Origin of the sequence: Mesorhizobium sp. BE184, from assembly GCF_031457045.1 — a bacterium.
Taxonomy (GTDB): Bacteria; Pseudomonadota; Alphaproteobacteria; order Rhizobiales; family Rhizobiaceae; genus Mesorhizobium.
In genome coordinates, this window is the sequence record NZ_JAVDVU010000002.1 from 265856 (window position 1) to 283849 (window position 17994).

Genomic DNA, 17994 nt, shown 5'->3' on the forward strand with positions numbered 1-17994 from the left:
CCTCAGACCTGCAGGATGGAGGAAACGAGAAGTTGCGTGTAAGGCGCCTGCGGGTCGTCCAGCAGCCGGTCGGTGAGGCCTTGTTCGACAATCCGGCCCTCCTTCATCACGACCATGCGATGGGAGAGAAGCCGCGCCACGGCGAGATCGTGGGTGACGACAATGGCGGCGAGGCCGAGGTCCGACACCAGCCCGCGCAGCAGGTCAAGCAGGCGGGCCTGCACCGAGACATCGAGGCCGCCGGTGGGCTCGTCCATGAACACCAGACGGGGCGACGTAACGAGATTGCGCGCGATCTGAAGCCGCTGCCGCATGCCGCCGGAAAAAGCGCGCGGCTGGTCGTCGATGCGGTTGGCATCGATCTCGACACGCCCCAGCCAATCGGTCGCAGTTTCGCGGATGCGGCCATAATGGCGCTCGCCGACCGCCATCAGGCGCTCGCCGACATTGGCGCCTGCCGACACCGTCATGCGCAGTCCATCCGCCGGGTTCTGGTGGACAAACCCCCAGTCGGTTCGCAGCAAGAAGCGGCGCTCGGCCTCTCCAAGCTGGTAGAGATCGCGGACCATGCCGTCGCGCATGCGATAGGAGACCGTGCCCGAGGTCGGCGCCAGCCGGGTGGAAATGCAATTGAGAAGCGTGGTCTTGCCCGAACCGGACTCGCCGACGATGGCCATGACTTCGCCCGGCCAGACGTCGAAATCGATGCCTGCGCAACCGATGCGGCTGCCATACATCTTGCCGAGCGAACGCACCGACAGCAGCGGCTGGTCGCTCGTTTCGTGCTGTCTTTCTTCAGTGGAGACCAGAGGGCTCATCACGCTGCCTCCCCGCCCATTTCACCACGATGCCCTTCGACTCGGCGGGTTTCGCAATGATCGGTATCCGAGCACACAAACATGCGGCCGCCGCGATCATCCAGCACGACCTCGTCCAGATAGACGGCCTCGGCGCCGCAGAGAGCGCAGGGCTTGTCGAAACGCTGCACTTCAAACGGATGATCTTCGAAATCGAGGCTGACGACTTCGGTATAGGGCGGCAGGGCGTAGATGCGCTTTTCCCGGCCGGCTCCGAAAAGTTGCAGCGCTTCCGACATGTGCATCTTTGGATTGTCGAATTTCGGCGTCGGCGACGGGTCCATGACGTACCGGCCTTCGACCTTGACCGGGTAGGCGTAGGTGGTGGCGATATGGCCGTTGCGGGCGATATCCTCGTAAAGCTTCACATGCATGAGCCCGTATTCCTCAAGCGCGTGCATCTTGCGCGTTTCCGTCTCACGCGGCTCCAGGAAGCGCAGCGGCTCGGGAATGGGCACCTGATAGACGAGCACCTGCCCCAGCCGCAGCGGCGTTTCCGGAATCCTGTGGCGGGTCTGGATGATCGTTGCATCCGCGGTCTTCGTCGTAGTCTCGACGTCGGCGACGCGCTGGAAGAATTTGCGGATCGACACCGCATTCGTTGTGTCGTCGGCCCCCTGATCGATCACTTTCAAGACATCTTCAGGACCGAGGATGGCGGCGGTGACCTGCACCCCGCCGGTGCCCCAGCCGTACGGCATCGGCATCTCGCGGCTGGCGAAGGGGACCTGATATCCGGGTATGGCGATCGCCTTCAGGATCGCCCGGCGGATCATCCGCTTGGTCTGTTCGTCGAGATAGGCAAAATTGTAGTTGGAAGCTTGATGATGCGCGTTCATTCCGCCGCCTCCCGGATTTCGATGGTGGGCGGGGTTTCGACAGCGGGGGCGCCCAGACCCGCCTCATATTCGGCGCGCATGGTGCGAACCAGTCCGAGTTCGGCCTGGAAATCCACGTAATGCGGGAGCTTCAGATGTTCGACGAAGCCGGTCGCCTGGACATTGTCGCAATGCGAGACGACGAATTCCTCGTCCTGGGCCGGCGCAACCACATCCTCGCCGAATTCCTGCGCACGCAACGCCCTGTCGCACAGCGCCATGGCCATCGCCTTGCGTTCCGACTGACCGAAGACCAGCCCATAACCACGGGTGAACTGCGGCGGCGCCTTCGCCGACCCCTTGAACTGATTGACCATCTGGCATTCGGTCAGCTTCACGCGCCCGACCGCTACGGCGAAACCGAGTTCCGGAAGGAAGACTTCGACCTCAACCTCGCCAATGCGGATCTCGCCGGCGAAGGGATGGCTACGGGCATAGCCGCGCTGCGTCGAATAGCCCAGCGCCAGCAGGAAGCCTTCGTCGCCGCGCGACAGGGATTGAAGCCGCATGGCCCGCGACAGCGGGAATTCCATCGGCGTCTGGTTTATGTCGCCAGGCTGACCGGTGGCCGGAAAATCCTCTTCGATCAGGCCTTCCGCGCCTAGAATGTCGGCAATCCGCGTTACGGCTTCCGGAGGGCCGTCGCGCGTCGCCCCCGCAGGAATTTCCGGGTCACCCTCAAGTTCGGCGTCGAGCAAACGGTGGGTGTAGTCGAAAGTGGGGCCTAGAAGCTGGCCGCCGGGCAAATCCTTGTAGCAGGCCGAGATGCGCCGCTCGACCGCCATCGCGCCTGTATCGACCGGCTCGGAATGACCGAAGCGCGGCAACGTCGTGCGGTAGGCGCGGACGAGGAAGATCGCCTCGATCAGATCCCCACGCGACTGCTTGATGGCAAGCGCGGCCAAGCGGCGATCATAGAGCGAGCCTTCGCTCATCACACGGTCGACGCCGAGCGCCAATTGCTCTGCAATCTGATCCAGGGTCAGCGACGGCACAGAGCGGTCACCGCGGCGACGGTCGGCCAGCAGGCTATGCGCATTGTCGATGGCGGCTTCGCCACCTTTCACAGCGACATACATGTCTATCCCTCCGCGTTGACGAGACGCGCGGAGCGCGGCAGGCAGAGGACCGCTTCCGCATCCGCCAAGATCACGTCCACCCCGCGCGGGAACCGCTCGCCGTTGGCCCGCCACTGGTCGGCGAAACTGGCCGGCAATCCCCGCGGCGCGATGCTGGCGTGGCCCTTGATTCCCGGGCCCTGGAACGTCATCTCGCTCCCGCCTGCGAGGCTTGGCAGTTGCATCACCAGCGTCGTTGAACGGTCTGGATATTCCTGCGTGCCTTGGGCGAAGCGATCGAGCGGCGGCATGGTTGCAATATCGGTGACCAGCGCGAAAGCAGCGTCCACAGGCTTCGGCGCCGAACGCGCGCCGGTGTGGAACACCAGCCAGTCCACAACCGCGCCATGGCTTGCCAGGCGCGAATCCAGCCAGAAATCGGCCTCCGCATCGAACAGGGTGCAGGCGATTGCGGCAACGGCCGGCGACAGAGGCGCGGGCGGCGTCACCATCGGATTCAAAGGCACGACGCGCGCCGGCCTGGCCATGGCATCCATGACCGTGCGGAACACCGCCTGAGCATCCATGACCGGCCGGGCGAACCCGCCTTCCAGAGCCGAAGGTTGCGCGAACATCAGTCTTCTCCCCGCACCAGAGTAAAGAAATCGACCCTGGTGGCCGCAGTTTCTCGCCGCCGCCGTTCGTCGGCCTGCGCAAGCGCCTGCTCGATCGGGGCGATGAATTCGGCGTCGATGAGAGTGGCCCGCGCGCCGTCTTGACACAGCGCATCGATCACCGCCGCCTGACGGACTTTCTCCGGCACCCGGCCGAGCGCCATGGCGTGGCCAACGGAGCCATCCGCCAACTTCACCGTCGCCCGCGTAACGGTTGCTTCGCCGACATTGAACGCTTCCCCCGTGCCACCAATGCGGCCGCGCAGCATGACCAGACCGGTCTCAGGTCCACGCAACAGGCTATGGGGCGGCTCCGCGCCCAACGCGGCGTAGCGGGACCGCAGCGTTTCAGCGTCGCTCAACGCCAGAACCCGCATTCTTCTTTGCCTGGCCATTGTATCGCCGGCCGCCTGCGTCTTGTTTTTCATTGTCTATTGATCTATACAACTCGATGACTTATCGGACTCGTAGCGGGTTGGGATGACAGACACATGACAGGGGCTGGGACGACGGGGAAAAGACGGGCGATCCAGCGCGGCGTTGGTGTCGCGCTGTGGCGTCAGATCGCCGATGACATCCGGGGCGGACTTGCCGCAGGAACCCTCGCCGGAGCGGAAGGACGGCTGCCGCCCGAAGCAGCTCTGGCCGAGCGGTTCGGCGTCAACAGGCACACAGTGCGGGCGGCCATCGCCGCGCTCGCCCACGAAGGCGTGCTGCATCCGGTCCATGGTCGCGGCACCTTTGCACGCCGGCAGAAGCGTCTCGTCTATCCGATCGGCGAACGCACGCGCTTTTCGACAGGGCTGGGGAGCCAGGCTCGCGAGCGCCACACCGACATATTCGCCGGCGTGCAGGAATCCGCCAGCACGGAGATCGCCAAAGCGCTCGGTCTCGAAGCCGGCTCAAAGGTTATCAGAGTGGAAGCGCGCGGGAGCGCTGACGGCGTGCCGGTATCGCGCGCCACATCCTGGTTCGATGCGCAGCGTTTCCCTACCATTGCCGAAGCTTATGCCGATGCGGGGTCGCTCAGTGCAGCCCTGCGCAAATTCGGCGTCGAGGACTATCTGCGCGCTTCAACGCGGATCGAGGCGCGCCACGCCGACGAGGCCGATGCACGCGACCTGCGGCTTTCACCCGGCGCCGTCGTGATCGTCACCCACGCGATCAACGTGGATATGAAGGGCGATCCCTTTCAGTATTCGAGAACGCGGTTCCCCGCTGACCGCGTCGAACTCGTGGTGGAATCGCAAGGCAAGACGACCGTCGATTGACCGCGCCGAAGGGGGTGACGGGTCAGGTAGCGGCGTTCCTGTCCTGTTTGACCAGCCGGCCGATGGCGGCCAGCAAGAGCAAGGCGGCAAGACCGAGGACCACGACGATCAACAGGGACGCCGGCACGCCCAGTCGAACCATGACTGCGGCAAAGGCGAATGGCGCGACCGCCGACACGATCAGCCGGGCGGCCATGGCGCGGCCCTGAAGGCGACCGTAACCTTCGCTGCCAAACAGCACCAGTGGCAATGTGCCAGTGACGATGCTGAACAGGCCGTTGCCCATGCCGAAGATGACCGCGAATGCCATCGCAGCTGCAGTGGATGGCGTCGCAGCATCAAGCACCGCCACCCCGGCGGTCATGAGGCCAGCCGAGATTGCCGCCAATCTTAAAGGCGGTTGCTGGCGCATGATCATGGTCACAAATCGGCTCAGGACCTGGGACGGTCCGAACAGCGTGCCAACGACTGCAGCCATCGTGCCGAGACCGAGGCCGGAAAGCAGCGGAATCATATGGACAAGGATCGCGGCGCTGATCAGGCTTTGCAGCGCGAAGGCGCTGACCATGATGATGAAGCCCGCATGTCGCCTCGATGGCCCCAGGGAGCCGGCGAGATGGCTGACGGGCGGTTCGGCAGTCGATGCCACGGTTGTCCGTCTTTTGGACAGCCAGGCATGTAACGGGACCGCGACAACCAAATTCAGCGCCGCAAAGATCAAATAGACCTCCTGCCACGGCATATAGGCGTGCAGCGCCGTGGTAACCGGCCAGAACACGGTTGAAGCGAAGCCGCCGATAAGGGTCAGATGAACGATGCTGCGCTGCGCCGTTCCGGGGCCGATCTGCACCAGCAGGGCGAACGCGGCACCATATTGCACCAGGTTCGACGCTACCTGGATGGCGATGAGCGCGAGAATGAAGGACGGACCGTTTAGCGCACAGGCGCAGGCAATAAGCGCGATTGCTGCCAGGATTGAGCCGGCGGTCATCGCCCGCCCCGCGCCGAACCGATCAATCCAGCGCCCCAGCAGCGGGGCCGCCAGTCCACCCACCAGCAGGGCCGCCGAGAGCACCGCGAATATCCATTCGGTGGACCAGCCGAAATCGCCGGCCATGTCGTCAGCCAGAATGCTGAAACTATAATACAGCGTTCCGTAGCCGATGATCTGGGTGATGCCGAGAGCGACGACAACTTTGATCGCAGATCGCCTTTCAATCGGCAGCGGAGTCGAATCTTCCTCAATCGGCACTCGGACCGGAACCATCTCAGGGTCGGGTGGAGCGGTCATTGCCAACACCTACGGTTTCGCCATCGGCGGATGCTTGTCCGGTGCGGGAGGCGGAGAGGCAACGTCCAGCTGTCCTGCGCAACAATCATCCATCAGGAAACGGATAAGCCCTTTCAGGGTATCGTATCTGGCGGTGTAGATGATCCACCGGGACTCTCGGCGTGTGGCGAGAAGCCCTGCCTGCTCCAGTTCCTTGAGATGAAAGCTGACATTTGACGCAGAGACTTGCGCCTTTTCGGCTATGGCGCCGGCCGCCATGCCTGTGGCGCCGGCGACAACAAGCAAACGCAGGATCCGAAGCCTGGTTTCCTGCGACAGCGCATGAAAGGCCAGCAGGGCCTGACGTTCTTCCATATTTCTATAATCCTATGAATGTTGAAATATGGATATTCCCATTTCCTGGACCGGGCAAGATGAGTTGCGACAATTCGACCGTACATGGAGAGCGGTTCGGACTTTGATGCGATTACGACCAGCCGGGTGGCACGCGGTGTCACCGAGATAGCACAAAGCTTGATCTTGCCGATTGCCCGAACGGTTGACCTCATGATACGAAGCCGCCAGCGCGGGCATGATGTAGTGGTAGCCTGGAAGCTTCCCAAGCTTTTCGTGCGGGTTCGATTCCCGCTGCCCGCTCCAGCTTCCAATCGTCAAATCCCACGGCGCGCCCCGCGCGGAAGCACGGCTTCGTCAGTAAATATCGAAGTCGAAATACTTCGCCTGGATTTTCCTGTAGGTGCCGTCGGCGCGGATCGCATCCAGCGCGGCGTTGAGGCTGTCGCGCAATTCGGTGTTATCCAGACGAACGCCGATGCCAGCTTCGGCCGCCGTGCCGTCGATATCGCCGAGCATCCTGCAACATGCACCGTCAACGCCCTTGAGCCAGCTCATCAGGAAGAACTTGTCGGAAAGGACGGCGTCGAGACGTCCGTTCATGAGATCAGCCATCGCCTCCTCCTGCGACGGGTAGAGCTTCACGTCGGCGCCGGCCTTGCCGTAGACCTTCTGGGCATAGTCGCCGAGCACGGTGGAAGCTTGCGCGCCCAACGCTTTGCCCTTGAACGCGGCTGCCACGGTGCCGGAAATGTCGCTGGCCTTCGGAGCCACAAGGGAAAAGGGCGTGGCGTAGTATTTATGCGTGAAGGCGATCTGCTTCTTGCGTTCATCGGTGACGGTCATGGAAGCGACGATCATGTCGAACTTGCCGGCCTGGAGACCGGGAATGAGGCCATCCCAGTCCTGGGCGACGATCTCGCATTCCACCTTCAGCCGCGCACAGAGAGCATTGGCGATGTCGACGTCGAAGCCAACGATCTTGCCGTCCGCTGTTACGCTGTTGAAGGGGGGATAAGCGCCTTCCGTGGCGATCCTCAGCTTCGATTGCGCGTTGGCCGGAAGGCAGGTCGCGGCGACCATGGCCAGGCCGAGCAGAGACGCGAGCAATCCTGAAATTTTCATGCTTTTCTCCTGGCGCGACGCGGCAAAACCCGGCGCCTGCGACGACGCCGTGGCCGCTTCAGCGCGCGGCGCGGAAATGTTTCGACAGTTTCAGGCCCTGCGCCTGATAATTGGAACCAAGATCGGTTCCGTAAAGTGCCGAAGGCCGCTTCAGCATGTACTCATAAACCAGCCGTCCGACGATCTGCCCATGATCGAGGATGAACGGCACCTCGTGGCTGCGCACCTCGAGCACCGCGCGGCTGCCGGTGCCGCCGGCGGCCGAATGTCCGAAACCCGGATCGAAGAAGCCTGCATAATGGACGCGAAACTCGCCGACCAGCGGGTCAAAGGGCGTCATCTCCGCCGCGTAGAGCGGCGGCACATGCACCGCCTCGCGCGACACCAGAATGTAGAACTCGTCCGGATCGAGAACGAGCTCGCCGGCGCCGCTCTTGTAGAGCGGTTCCCAGAAGCCGGAAACATCCTGGGCGGCGCGCTTGTCGACATCGACCAGTCCGGTGTGATGCTTGCCGCGATAGCCGATCAGCCCATCCTTGTCGCCGGCAAGGTCGATCGACAGCGCGATGCCTCCGCCGGAGATGTTGGGCGGGTCGACCGCCACCAGCGTCTCGGCGCGGTGCAGCGCGTGCAGTTCCGTTTCCGACAGCAAAGCGTTGCCGGTCCGGAAGCGGATTTGCGACAGGCGCGACCCGGCCCGCACGACGATCGGAAACGTCCGCGGGCTGACTTCGAGATAGAGCGGTCCCTCGTAGCCGGCAGCGATCTTGTCGAATTCGTGCCCGCGATCGGTCATGACCCGGGTGAAAATGTCCAAACGTCCGGTGGAGCTCTTCGGATTGGCCGAAGCGGAAATCTCCCCCGGGAGCGCCAGGCTTTCGAGCAGCGGCACGATGTAGACGCAACCGGTCTCCAGAACCGAGCCCTCGGTCAGGTTGATCTCGTGCAGCTTCAGGCGTTCCAGCTTCTCGGCGACCGTGCTGTCCGGTCCCGGCAGGAAGGAGGCGCGCACCCGGTAGGCGGTTGCGCCGAGCCTCAGATCGAGGCTGGCCGGCTGAATCTGGTCAGCGTCGAGCGGGCGCTCGCTCTTGAGCGCGCCGGCCGCAAACAGCGCCGCTATATCCTGGTCTGGGAGAATTCCGGTCTGCCGCAAGGCTCTGGTTCCGCTGATAGGCCGATCGGAGGCCGCTGGCCTAACCTCTTAATCAAGCCGGCGATTGACGCAAGCCGGCCCCGGGTCTAAAGGACCTTTATCCCGTGGTGATTTGGCCGGTCGGCTTGCAGCCACGTTAAACAAGTCGCTAAAGGACCGTCGGCGAGAGCCATAGGACCGGTTGCGACTTTCGCGGCCGGTTTTTTTGTGTCGGAACAGGGACCATGACTGAGAAAAAGCGCAACTGGAAACCCGCAACGCAACTCGTGCACGCCGGAACGCTTCGTTCCGAGTTCGGTGAACTGTCGGAAGCGATGTTCCTGACGCAGGGCTACCACTACAAGAGCGCCGAACAGGCTGAAGCGCGTTTCAAGGGCGAGGAACCGGGCTTCATCTACTCGCGTTACGCCAACCCCACCGTCGACATGTTCGAAAAGCGCATGTGCGCGCTGGAAGGCGCGGAAGATGCGCGCGCCACCGCCTCCGGCATGGCGGCCGTCACCGCCGCGGTGCTTTGCAGCCTGAAGGCCGGCGACCATATCGTCGCGGCGCGCGCCCTGTTCGGCTCCTGCCGCTGGGTGGTGGAAACGCTGGCGCCCAGATACGGTATCGAGACGACGCTGGTCGATGGCAGGCAGACGAGCAACTGGCAGGATGCAGTGCGTCCCAACACCAAGCTGTTCTTCCTCGAAAGCCCAACCAATCCGACGCTGGAAGTGGTCGACATCGCCGCCGTCGCCGCCATTGCCAATTCCGCCGGCGCGCGGCTGATCGTCGATAACGTCTTTGCCACGCCTTTGCAGCAGAAGCCGCTGGAACTCGGCGCGCATGTCGTCGTCTATTCGGCCACCAAGCACATTGACGGCCAGGGACGCTGCCTGGGTGGCGTCGTGCTATCCGACAAGAAATGGATCGACGAGAACCTGCACGACTATTTCCGTCATACCGGCCCCAGCATGTCGCCGTTCAACGCCTGGGTCCTGCTCAAGGGCCTGGAGACGTTGCCCCTGCGCGTGCGCCAGCAGACGGAAGCGGCCGGGAGGATCGCCGACTTCCTGGCCGAGCATCCCAAGGTTTCGAAGCTCATCTATCCGGGCCGCGCCGACCATCCGCAGGCCGACATCATCGCCAAGCAGATGACCGGCGGTTCGACGCTGATCTGCTTCGACCTGAAGGGCGGCAAGAAGCCGGCTTTCGCCTTCACCAATGCGCTGGATATCGTCACCATCTCCAACAATCTCGGCGACGCCAAGAGCATCATCACCCATCCGGCGACGACGACGCACAAGAACCTCGCCGAAGAGGCGCGGGCGGAACTCGGCATAGGACCGGGGACGCTGCGGCTGTCCGTCGGCCTGGAGGACACGGACGATCTGATCGCCGACATCGAACAGGCGCTGGCCAGCGCCTGAGTTTTGGTGCCGCGCGGGCGGCTGCGTTCAGACGCCCGAAATGGCTTCCTCGGCGGCTTTGGTGCGGATGTCCATTTCGTTGCCGCGCCAGTTGACTGCGCCGCCCAGCCAACCGCGCAGCCATACCGCCGGCAGGATGGCATCGCGCACCAGCATCGCCGCAAGCAGACGCGGCGATGCCTGCCAACCCTTGGCGAGCGCCAGGGCGTATTCCGGCAGGTAGATGGCGGCGAGCACGACCATCGCGACAACTGGAATGCTGAGCCCCAGGCTCCAGGCAGCGCATAGCGCAAGCAGTAAAGGAACCGCCGCGCCGATCAGGATTTCCGGCGCGAAGAACAGTGGGAACGTCACCCTGCGCAACCGCGCCCAGCGTATCTGCCGCGACCAGATTTCGGGCAGCGTGCGGCGGCCGAGCGGCTGCTCGAAGGGCGAACTGACAAGCCGGACCTGCAGGCCGAGGCTATTCACAAGCTTGGTCGCGGCCGCGTCCTCGGCGATCTCGGCGGCCAAGGCATGGATGCCACCGTTGGCATCCAGCATTGGCTTGTTCCACAGCATGCTCTTGCCCTGCGCGAAGCCGTAGCCGATGGCCGCGCCGGTATATTGCCAGCGGGCCTGCAGGGTGTTGAGGAACGCGCATTCGACCTCGGCCCAGAAGCCGTCCGGCCGCGAACCGATGGGCGTCGAGCAGACGAGACCGGTGTCGGCGTGCCACGCCGCCATCATCTGCTGCACGTAGTCCCGCGGCATCAGCACGTTGGAATCGGCTAGGATTACCCATTCGTGGCGCGCCGTCTTCCAGCCCTTGACGCAGTTGTTGAGCTTTGGGTTGCCGCTGAAGCGATCGTCGCCGACAAGCAGCCGCGCCGGCACCAGCGGAAACCGCGCCATGACACGCTCGATCACCGGGGCGACCGGATCATCGGCATGGGCAATGCAGAAGATCAACTCATAATCGGGCCAATCCAGCGAGAAGGCCCGCTCCAGCGTTTCCTGCGTAAACGATTCCATGCCGCGCGACGGAATGACGATCGAGACCGGCGGCGCGTCCGCTTGCGGTGCCAGCAACTCGCCCTGTGGCCTGAGCCGGGAAGAAGCGAGAAGAATGCCGACGACATTGATGGAGATCAGGGTGAGAGAGGCGGCTGAAGCTGCGACTGTCAGTTCCATGGGCACCTGGTCCGTGGCAACGGTTCCGCTTGACGGCCCCGTTCCTTGAATGCCTTCAATCGGGCACGAGTCGCCAGATCGCGGCTGCCGCGAAAACATCATCGTTTCATGTCAGGGCGATGACATGGCCTGTCGGATATTGTTGACCTGCAGGCACCGGCGGCCGAAGAGTCGTTCGCTTGGCATTGGAGACGCGAATGTATCGGGCGGTCACGCGCAGCATCGAGGTGCAAGTCCAGCCGTTCTATATGGAAGAGCAGTCGGACCCCTCCGAAAAGCACTATGTGTGGGGCTACCGTATCACCATAGACAACCAATCGGACGAACTCGTGCAGCTTTTGTCGCGCTACTGGCAGATCACGGACGAATCGGGCCACGTCAAGGAAGTACGGGGAGATGGGGTGATCGGCGAGCAACCCGAACTCAATCCGGGCGACAGCTATCAATACACGTCAGGCTGTCCGCTCTCGACGCCGTCCGGCATCATGGTCGGCCGCTACACGATGCGAAACGCGGGCGGCGAACTGTTCGAAATCGCCATTCCCGCTTTCTCGCTCGACATTCCGCGCGGCAAGCGGACCCTAAACTGATCCGTTTGCCGCGGGCAGATTCCTTCTTATTGCGCTGGCGCAAATTCGGCGGGGTCGAATTCGTATCGTGACGAACAGAATTCGCAATCGACACGAATTTTGCCGTTTTCGATGCTGCTATCGATCTCCTCGGCCGAAAAGCCCTTCAGGATCCCCCGGACCTTGTCCTGCGAGCACGAGCACTGGTCGACGACACGCGCGCCGCCGAAGACGCGAACGCCATGCTCGTGAAACAGCCGGTACAGCAGCCGCTCGGCGCCGACGGTCGGATCGATCAGTTCCGTGCGTTCGACGGTCGCCAGCAGCACCAGCAATTCCTGCCAGGAATTGTCGACGGGATCGTGTGTGGCTTCGGCGGGATCGCCATCGCCGCCCGGCAGGTCGGGCACGCGCATGCGTTCCGACGCTTCCGGCAAGAACTGCGCCAGCAGACCGCCGGCGCGCCATTGCTCGCGCCCGCCGGGCATGACCTGCTTGGCCACCGCCAGCCTGAGGTCGGTCGGTATCTGTTCGGACTGCCGGAAATAGGTGCGCGACGCCTCTTCCAGCGAGGTGCCGTCGAGCTGGACGATACCCTGGTAGCGTTGGGTATGAGCACCCTGGTCGATGGTCAGCGCCAGCACGCCCGAGCCAAGCAGAGCCTCGTCCGAAACATCGCCGGCGGCGACGAGTTCGCCGATCCGTTCCGCGTCAAAACGGGCGTAAGCGCGCAGCGCGCCGGGCGTCGTGAAATCGGCAACCAGCATGTCGAGCGGGCCGTCGGTGCGAGTCTGCAGGATGAACTTGCCGTCGAATTTGAGCGAGGTTCCCAGCAGCACCGTCACCACGCAGGCTTCGGCGAGCAGACGAGCAACCGGATCCGGGTAATCGTGCCGCGAGAGGATGGCGTCGAGCATCGGGCCGAGTTGCACGGCACGGCCGCGCACGTCGAGCGGGCCGACTTCAAACGGCACGACATGGTCGTCGCCGGCATGGCCGAACTCGCCAAGCCTGGGTTCGCGGTCAGTCAATTGCATAGCTTCCAGCATGGTCAATCTCCGGGCGCGGCGATGCGGCCCGGGGTGCCAGCATGGCTCGAAACGCCTTCAATGTGCGTGATGCCGCGCAGATAGGCATCGCGTCGCTCCGGATCAAGCGCCCAGACACCAGGCCAGCACCGCCTTCTGGGCGTGCAGCCTGTTCTCGGCTTCATCGAGGACCACCGATTGCGGCCCGTCGATCACCTCATCGGTGACTTCCTCGCCACGGTGGGCCGGCAGACAGTGCATGAACAACGCGCCGGGGTTGGCTCTGGCCATGAGCGTCGCGTTGACCTGATAGGGCAGGAACACGTTGTGGCCACGGGCTCGGTGCTCCTGGCCCATCGACACCCAGGTGTCGGTGACCACGCAGTCGGCGCCGTCGACAGCCGCTTCGGCTGACTTGGTGAAATTGACAGTGCCACCGTTGCGGCGCGACCAGTCGACGAATTTCTCCCCCGGCTCGCTGCCTTCCGGCACGGCGATGTTGAGATTGAAGCGGAAGCGTGCGGCAGCCTCCAGCAGCGAATGCAGGACATTGTTGCCGTCCCCCGTCCAGGCGACAGTCTTGCCGGCCACGGGACCGCGGTGCTCCTCATAGGTCATGATGTCGGCCATGAGCTGGCACGGATGGGTCTCGTCGGTGAGGCCGTTGATGACGGGAACGGTGGCGGCTTCGGTCAACTCCAGCAGCCGGTCGTGCGACGTGGTGCGGATCATGATCGCGTCAACATAACGCGACAGCACGCGTGCGGTATCGGCGATCGTCTCGGAACGGCCAAGCTGCATTTCGGCGCCGGTCAGCATGATCGTTTCGCCGCCGAGCTGGCGCATGCCGACATCGAAGGAGACGCGGGTTCGCGTCGATGGCTTGTCGAAGATCATGGCCAGCATCTTGCCATCGAGCGGCTTTGAACGCTCGCCGGCTTTCAGCCGCTGCTTGCGGACGACGGCATCGTCCAGCATTGTGCGCAGGTCGCTTTCCGAAACGGTGGAAAGGTCGGTGAAATGGCGTAGTTCCATGCGGCTCGTTCGCTTACTTCGCGGCCGCAGCAATTGTCTCGGACAAGGCCTTGGCAGCTTTATGGATACGTGCCAGCGCCTCGTGAATCTCGGCATCGCTGACGTTGAGGGGCGGAAGCAGGCGAATGACGTTGTCGCCCGCCGTGACGGTCAGGAGATGCTGGTCACGAAACGCGGTGTTGACTTTGACGTTCGGCATCGAACATTTGAGGCCGAGCATCAGGCCGACGCCGCGTATGTCTTCGACGACGTCCGGAAACTCGTCCGCGACTGCGCCAAGGCCCTGCTTCAAAAGCAGCGCCTTGCGGCTCACCTCGTCGAGGAAACCATCTTCCAGAACGACGTCGAGCACGGCGTTGCCGACAGCCATGGCCAGCGGGTTGCCACCGAAGGTCGTGCCGTGGACGCCGGCGGTCATGCCCGCGGCCGCGGCGTCGGTGGCAAGGCAGGCGCCAAGCGGGAAGCCGCCGCCAATGCCTTTGGCGATGGCCATCACGTCCGGGTTCACGCCGCTCCATTCATAGGCGAACAGCTTCCCGGTGCGGCCGATGCCACATTGAACTTCGTCGAAGATCAGCACGAGGCCCTGCTGGTCGCAAATCTGGCGCAGCCGCTTGAGCGTCTGGGCCGGCACCTGGCGTATACCGCCCTCCCCCTGTATCGGCTCGATCAGGATGGCCGCGGTTTCCGGCGTTATGGCCTTTTCCACCGCTTCGATGTCTCCGAGCGCGACCTGGTCGAAGCCTTCCACCTTGGGCCCGAAGCCCTCCATGTATTTGTACTGGCCACCGGCGGCGATCGTCGCCAGCGTGCGGCCATGGAAGGCGCCTTCGAAGGTGAGAACCCGGAACCGTTCCGGCCGGCCGTTGACGAAATGATAGCGGCGCGCCGTCTTGATGGCGCATTCGAGCGCTTCCGCACCCGAATTGGTGAAAAACACCTTGTCCGCGAACGTTTCTTCGACGAGCCGCTCGGCCAACCGGCGCTGGCCGGGGATCTCATAGAGATTGGAAACGTGCCAGAGCTTCTGAGCCTGCTCGGTCAGGGCGGCGACGAGATGCGGGTGGCCGTGACCCAGGGAATTCACGGCGATGCCGGCGGCGAAATCGAGATATCGCTCGCCCTTGTCCGTCACCAACCAGGCGCCCTCGCCATGGTCGAAGGACAGGGGGATGCGGGCAAAGGTCTCGTAAAGCGCCGAACCGCTCATTATATGCGTCTCCGGAACCGGAAAAATCAAAAAGCCGCCCGTTCGGCGGCCTTTTGCGGCTTATCCTGTTTTTCAGTCACGAAGTCAACGAAAACGTCTTTTAAGCCGGCCGTCCACCCCTTCTGGAGAACCTGTTCGCCAACAGGTCGGCAAGTTGGGGAAAACCGAAAAAACCGAATCGTGTTGCCCTCAGGACTCTTGTCACCGAGTCAGCGCATAGAGTAGTTGTGAAGAAGAAATAACTAGATTTCGTGCGGCGGATCTAATCACCCCTGTAGATGTGGTGTCCGCCCGGTGTGAGCCGGGTCGTGAATCGATTCCAGCGCCGTGTGGATTCAAAGGAGTGCCGTCTCATGAACTGGACCGACGAGCGCGTCGAACTTTTGAGAAAACTCTGGTCGGAGGGTCTGAGCGCAAGCCAGATCGCCGCCCAGCTTGGAGGCGTCAGCCGAAATGCCGTCATCGGCAAGGTACACCGCCTGAAGCTCTCCAGCCGTGGCCGCGCAACCGCGGCGCCGGCTCGCCAGAAGAAGGCATCGCAAGGGTCGACGATCACCAAGTCGGTCACGCGGGCTGCCTCGGCGACACGGCACGTCACCACCTCGATCGGCGCCACTGCGCTGCAGGCGCAGTTCGACGCTGAGCCGGTGGCGCGCCACTACATCCGCCCTGTGGAAAACGTCGTCGTGCCGATCTCGCGGCGTCTGCACCTCGTCGAACTGACCGAACGCACCTGCAAATGGCCGAATGGCGACCCGTTGAGCGAAGAGTTCCATTTCTGTGGCAACGATTCAGCCGATAGTGGCCCGTATTGCACTTATCATTCGCGCGTGGCTTTCCAGCCCGCATCGGAGCGCCGGCGCAGCCGGTAAGGCAATCGGCAATCGGCAATCGGCAATCGGCAATCGGCAATCGGCAATCGGCAATCGGCAATCGGCAATCGGCAATCGAGATTGCTCTGCCAGAGCCGGGCAGAGAGCAATAGCCTACTGCCTACTGCCATCCTCACAGCCAGCCGTTCTTGCGGAAGCGCCAATAGAGAACGACGCATATCGTGCCGATGGCCGTCAGAACGGTCGGATAGCCGTAGCTCATCCGCAATTCCGGCATGTCGTTGAAATTCATGCCGTAGATGCCGGCAAATGCGGTCGGCACAGCCAGTATGGCCGCCCATGAGGCGAGCTTCTTGGTGATCGCCGTCTCCTGGCTCTGGCCAACGAGAAGGCTCGTCTCGAAAGCGAAGGCCAGCACCTCGCGCAGGCTGTCGATCTTTTCCTGGACGGTGCGGATATGGTCGGTGACGTCCCGGAACAGCGGGTGCATTCCTGGTTGTATCTGTGACAGGTCGGCGCTTGTCAGCCGGCGGCAAACCTCCACCAGCGGCAGCGCGGCATTGCGGAGCCGCAACAGGTCGCGCCGCAGCATGTAAAGCCGTTCGATGTCGCCAGCGACCATCGGCCTGACCAGCACCTTGTCTTCGATGTGCTCCACCTCGTCCTCGATCTGTTCGAGCACGGGCATGTAGTTGTCGACGATGAAATCGAGGATGGCGTAGAGGACGAAGTCCTCCCCCTTGGCGAGCGCGTGAGGGCAGCTTTCCCAATGCTGGCGCACCGTGGTGTACGAGGTCGAGGGGCCATGGCGAACGCTGACGATGTAGCCCTTGCCGACGAAAAGATGCGTTTCGCCGAAAGTGACCCTGCCATCGACCAATTGCGCCGTGCGGGCAACGATGAACAGCGCCTCGCCATATTGCTCGAGCTTCGGCCGCTGATGCGGATGCTCCGCATCCTCGATGGCGAGTTCATGCAGGTTGAACTGGGCCTTTACCCGCAGAAGAAGCTCGCGGTTCGGTTCCAGAAGACCGATCCAGACGACATGGTCCTTCTTGCGCGACCATTCGCCCGCTTCTTCGATCGGAATGTCGGCTATGCGCTTGCCGGCCGTGTAGACGCTGCATGCCACGATGGCATCGGCCGAAGATGCGGGAACGAATTCACGGACATATTCCATCACGCCTCCCTCGCGGCATTGCCTTGGGTACGGTGCTAGGACCTGTACAAGCCTAGCGCAAATACGAGGTGTTGGCGACTATTTGGCAGGCTGATGCACCGGCAGGACGACACGGTCGGTCTTGTCTTCCTTGGGCCGCTCGGCCGGCATCTGGTCGCCGGTGACGATGTGATAGATCGTTTCCGCGATGTTGGTGGCATGATCGCCGATGCGCTCGATGTTCTTGGCGCAAAACAGCAGATGCGTGCAGGGGGTGATGTTGCGCGGATCTTCCATCATGTAGGTGAGCAATTCGCGAAACAATGACGTGTACATGGCGTCGATCTGCTCGTCGCGATCGCGCACGAAGCCGATGCTGTCGATGTTGCGCGAAGCATAGACGTCAAGGACGTCCTTCAACTGCTGGAGCGCAAGGTTCGCCAGCGCTTCGATGCCGCGGAAAAGGCTGTTCGGCTGCCGTTCCTGCGTGACGGCAACCACCCGCTTGGCAACGTTCTTGCCGAGATCGCCAATCCGCTCCAGATCGGCGGAAATGCGGATGGCGCCGATGATCTCGCGCAGGTCCGTCGCCATGGGCTGGCGCCGGGCGATGATGACGATCGCCTTTTCGTCGATCTCGCGCTGTCCTTCATCGAGAACGACATCGTCCTTTATCACCTTCTGGGCAAGGTCCGGATCAGCGTTGACCAACGCCGATATCGCCTGTTCGACCATGCGCTCGGCATGGCCGCCCATCGCGGCAATGCGCTTGGTCAGGTACTTGAGTTCCTCGTCATAGGCGCTGACGATATGCACTGACTGCATGGCGGAAAGCTCTTCCAGGGCGGCTGTTGATTCGTGTCTTCAACTGTCGCTGATACGCCGGGCACATGACAGAATGAAGAAGGCTTCCGGCCATAGATAGCGCCTGTCGG

The 17994-nt window shown here is 62.9% G+C and carries 19 protein-coding genes, 1 tRNA gene and 1 riboswitch; of the genes, 5 read left to right on the forward strand and 15 right to left on the reverse strand.

All coding sequences use genetic code 11. The features are described 5' to 3' along the window. Positions 1 to 2: 2 nt before the first annotated feature. Genes phnK through phnG form a run of 5 tightly spaced genes read right to left on the reverse strand, consistent with a single transcriptional unit; the run spans position 3 to position 3895 of the window. On the reverse strand, positions 3 to 818 hold the full coding sequence (gene phnK, locus J2X35_RS09455; RefSeq protein ID WP_310184591.1) for a phosphonate C-P lyase system protein PhnK: 816 nt from the start codon (positions 816 to 818) through the stop codon (positions 3 to 5). Beyond that, a complete protein-coding gene (locus J2X35_RS09460; RefSeq protein WP_056114738.1) occupies positions 818 to 1696 on the reverse strand; it encodes an alpha-D-ribose 1-methylphosphonate 5-phosphate C-P-lyase PhnJ in 879 nt (292 codons plus the stop codon). The genes phnK and J2X35_RS09460 overlap by 1 nt, the downstream gene beginning before the upstream one ends. Next, positions 1693 to 2814, reverse strand: coding sequence for a carbon-phosphorus lyase complex subunit PhnI (locus J2X35_RS09465; protein ID WP_056114735.1), 1122 nt, complete (start codon positions 2812 to 2814; stop codon positions 1693 to 1695). Before J2X35_RS09465 ends, J2X35_RS09460 begins: the two co-directional genes overlap by 4 nt. Before the next feature lie 2 nt (positions 2815 to 2816). Next, entirely contained in the window at positions 2817 to 3428 is a 612-nt protein-coding gene (gene phnH, locus J2X35_RS09470; RefSeq protein ID WP_310184594.1) for a phosphonate C-P lyase system protein PhnH, read from the reverse strand. Further along, positions 3428 to 3895, reverse strand: coding sequence for a phosphonate C-P lyase system protein PhnG (phnG, locus tag J2X35_RS09475; protein WP_056114729.1), 468 nt, complete (start codon positions 3893 to 3895; stop codon positions 3428 to 3430). The genes phnH and phnG overlap by 1 nt, the downstream gene beginning before the upstream one ends. A gap of 63 nt (positions 3896 to 3958) precedes the next feature. On the opposite strand from phnG, the gene phnF reads away from it, so the two are divergent. Then, entirely contained in the window at positions 3959 to 4738 is a 780-nt protein-coding gene (gene phnF / locus J2X35_RS09480; RefSeq protein WP_056114725.1) for a phosphonate metabolism transcriptional regulator PhnF, read from the forward strand. 22 nt (positions 4739 to 4760) lie between these two features. Here the strand turns inward: phnF and arsK are convergent, their stop codons facing one another. Together arsK and J2X35_RS09490 are read right to left on the reverse strand one after the other, a co-directional pair. Beyond that, positions 4761 to 6029, reverse strand: coding sequence for an arsenite efflux MFS transporter ArsK (gene arsK / locus J2X35_RS09485; protein ID WP_310184597.1), 1269 nt, complete (start codon positions 6027 to 6029; stop codon positions 4761 to 4763). A 9-nt stretch (positions 6030 to 6038) separates the two neighbouring features. Beyond that, on the reverse strand, positions 6039 to 6383 hold the full coding sequence (locus J2X35_RS09490; protein ID WP_056114722.1) for a helix-turn-helix transcriptional regulator: 345 nt from the start codon (positions 6381 to 6383) through the stop codon (positions 6039 to 6041). A 211-nt stretch (positions 6384 to 6594) separates the two neighbouring features. On the opposite strand from J2X35_RS09490, the gene J2X35_RS09495 reads away from it, so the two are divergent. Further along, positions 6595 to 6668, forward strand: a tRNA-Gly gene (locus J2X35_RS09495). A gap of 51 nt (positions 6669 to 6719) precedes the next feature. Here the strand turns inward: J2X35_RS09495 and J2X35_RS09500 are convergent. Both J2X35_RS09500 and J2X35_RS09505 read right to left on the reverse strand, forming a co-directional pair. Continuing rightward, on the reverse strand, positions 6720 to 7472 hold the full coding sequence (locus tag J2X35_RS09500; RefSeq protein WP_310186086.1) for an ABC transporter substrate-binding protein: 753 nt from the start codon (positions 7470 to 7472) through the stop codon (positions 6720 to 6722). Between the two features lie 73 nt (positions 7473 to 7545). After that, entirely contained in the window at positions 7546 to 8640 is a 1095-nt protein-coding gene (locus tag J2X35_RS09505) for a 2'-deoxycytidine 5'-triphosphate deaminase (protein ID WP_310184599.1), read from the reverse strand. Positions 8641 to 8734: 94 nt separating this feature from the next. Beyond that, positions 8735 to 8812: riboswitch (SAM riboswitch) on the forward strand. A gap of 52 nt (positions 8813 to 8864) precedes the next feature. Here J2X35_RS09505 and J2X35_RS09510 point away from each other — a divergent pair. Then, entirely contained in the window at positions 8865 to 10052 is a 1188-nt protein-coding gene (locus tag J2X35_RS09510) for an O-succinylhomoserine sulfhydrylase (protein WP_310184601.1), read from the forward strand. 27 nt (positions 10053 to 10079) lie between these two features. On the opposite strand, the gene J2X35_RS09515 is transcribed toward J2X35_RS09510, so the two are convergent. Next, on the reverse strand, positions 10080 to 11225 hold the full coding sequence (locus J2X35_RS09515) for a ceramide glucosyltransferase (protein ID WP_310184603.1): 1146 nt from the start codon (positions 11223 to 11225) through the stop codon (positions 10080 to 10082). Between the two features lie 197 nt (positions 11226 to 11422). On the opposite strand from J2X35_RS09515, the gene apaG reads away from it, so the two are divergent. Next, positions 11423 to 11815 (forward strand): Co2+/Mg2+ efflux protein ApaG, encoded by a 393-nt coding sequence (gene apaG / locus J2X35_RS09520; RefSeq protein ID WP_056114707.1) that lies wholly within the window; start codon positions 11423 to 11425, stop codon positions 11813 to 11815. A 26-nt stretch (positions 11816 to 11841) separates the two neighbouring features. On the opposite strand, the gene J2X35_RS09525 is transcribed toward apaG, so the two are convergent. From J2X35_RS09525 to J2X35_RS09535, 3 genes are all read right to left on the reverse strand, one after another. Next, entirely contained in the window at positions 11842 to 12843 is a 1002-nt protein-coding gene (locus J2X35_RS09525) for an Hsp33 family molecular chaperone (protein ID WP_310184606.1), read from the reverse strand. 102 nt (positions 12844 to 12945) lie between these two features. Next, positions 12946 to 13857: an ornithine carbamoyltransferase gene (gene argF, locus J2X35_RS09530; RefSeq protein ID WP_056114702.1), complete on the reverse strand. Its 912-nt coding sequence runs from the start codon at positions 13855 to 13857 to the stop codon at positions 12946 to 12948. A gap of 13 nt (positions 13858 to 13870) precedes the next feature. Further along, positions 13871 to 15067, reverse strand: a complete 1197-nt coding sequence (locus tag J2X35_RS09535) for an aspartate aminotransferase family protein (RefSeq protein ID WP_056114698.1) — start codon at positions 15065 to 15067, stop codon at positions 13871 to 13873. A 353-nt stretch (positions 15068 to 15420) separates the two neighbouring features. On the opposite strand from J2X35_RS09535, the gene J2X35_RS09540 reads away from it, so the two are divergent. Continuing rightward, positions 15421 to 15939 (forward strand): GcrA family cell cycle regulator, encoded by a 519-nt coding sequence (locus tag J2X35_RS09540; RefSeq protein ID WP_056114696.1) that lies wholly within the window; start codon positions 15421 to 15423, stop codon positions 15937 to 15939. A gap of 133 nt (positions 15940 to 16072) precedes the next feature. Here the strand turns inward: J2X35_RS09540 and J2X35_RS09545 are convergent, their stop codons facing one another. Next, positions 16073 to 17080: a magnesium and cobalt transport protein CorA gene (locus J2X35_RS09545; protein ID WP_056114694.1), complete on the reverse strand. Its 1008-nt coding sequence runs from the start codon at positions 17078 to 17080 to the stop codon at positions 16073 to 16075. A gap of 78 nt (positions 17081 to 17158) precedes the next feature. Continuing rightward, complete coding sequence (phoU, locus tag J2X35_RS09550) at positions 17159 to 17884, reverse strand: phosphate signaling complex protein PhoU (protein ID WP_310184610.1); 726 nt, start codon at positions 17882 to 17884, stop codon at positions 17159 to 17161. Between the last annotated feature and the right edge of the window lie 110 nt (positions 17885 to 17994).

What these genes read in the sequence shown, in the direction of transcription:
- J2X35_RS09515 (WP_310184603.1), bottom strand. Translation starts at nt 11,225, where the DNA reads ATGGAACTGACAGTCGCAGCTTCAGCCGCCTCTCTCACCCTGATCTCC.
- phnG (WP_056114729.1), bottom strand. Translation starts at nt 3,895, where the DNA reads ATGAAAAACAAGACGCAGGCGGCCGGCGATACAATGGCCAGGCAAAGA.
- apaG (WP_056114707.1), top strand. Translation starts at nt 11,423, where the DNA reads ATGTATCGGGCGGTCACGCGCAGCATCGAGGTGCAAGTCCAGCCGTTC.
- phnF (WP_056114725.1), top strand. Translation starts at nt 3,959, where the DNA reads ATGACAGGGGCTGGGACGACGGGGAAAAGACGGGCGATCCAGCGCGGC.
- phnK (WP_310184591.1), bottom strand. Translation starts at nt 818, where the DNA reads ATGAGCCCTCTGGTCTCCACTGAAGAAAGACAGCACGAAACGAGCGAC.
- arsK (WP_310184597.1), bottom strand. Translation starts at nt 6,029, where the DNA reads ATGACCGCTCCACCCGACCCTGAGATGGTTCCGGTCCGAGTGCCGATT.
- J2X35_RS09460 (WP_056114738.1), bottom strand. Translation starts at nt 1,696, where the DNA reads ATGAACGCGCATCATCAAGCTTCCAACTACAATTTTGCCTATCTCGAC.
- J2X35_RS09540 (WP_056114696.1), top strand. Translation starts at nt 15,421, where the DNA reads ATGAACTGGACCGACGAGCGCGTCGAACTTTTGAGAAAACTCTGGTCG.
- J2X35_RS09490 (WP_056114722.1), bottom strand. Translation starts at nt 6,383, where the DNA reads ATGGAAGAACGTCAGGCCCTGCTGGCCTTTCATGCGCTGTCGCAGGAA.
- J2X35_RS09465 (WP_056114735.1), bottom strand. Translation starts at nt 2,814, where the DNA reads ATGTATGTCGCTGTGAAAGGTGGCGAAGCCGCCATCGACAATGCGCAT.
- phnH (WP_310184594.1), bottom strand. Translation starts at nt 3,428, where the DNA reads ATGTTCGCGCAACCTTCGGCTCTGGAAGGCGGGTTCGCCCGGCCGGTC.
- phoU (WP_310184610.1), bottom strand. Translation starts at nt 17,884, where the DNA reads ATGCAGTCAGTGCATATCGTCAGCGCCTATGACGAGGAACTCAAGTAC.
- J2X35_RS09535 (WP_056114698.1), bottom strand. Translation starts at nt 15,067, where the DNA reads ATGAGCGGTTCGGCGCTTTACGAGACCTTTGCCCGCATCCCCCTGTCC.
- argF (WP_056114702.1), bottom strand. Translation starts at nt 13,857, where the DNA reads ATGGAACTACGCCATTTCACCGACCTTTCCACCGTTTCGGAAAGCGAC.
- J2X35_RS09510 (WP_310184601.1), top strand. Translation starts at nt 8,865, where the DNA reads ATGACTGAGAAAAAGCGCAACTGGAAACCCGCAACGCAACTCGTGCAC.
- J2X35_RS09525 (WP_310184606.1), bottom strand. Translation starts at nt 12,843, where the DNA reads ATGCTGGAAGCTATGCAATTGACTGACCGCGAACCCAGGCTTGGCGAG.
- J2X35_RS09545 (WP_056114694.1), bottom strand. Translation starts at nt 17,080, where the DNA reads ATGGAATATGTCCGTGAATTCGTTCCCGCATCTTCGGCCGATGCCATC.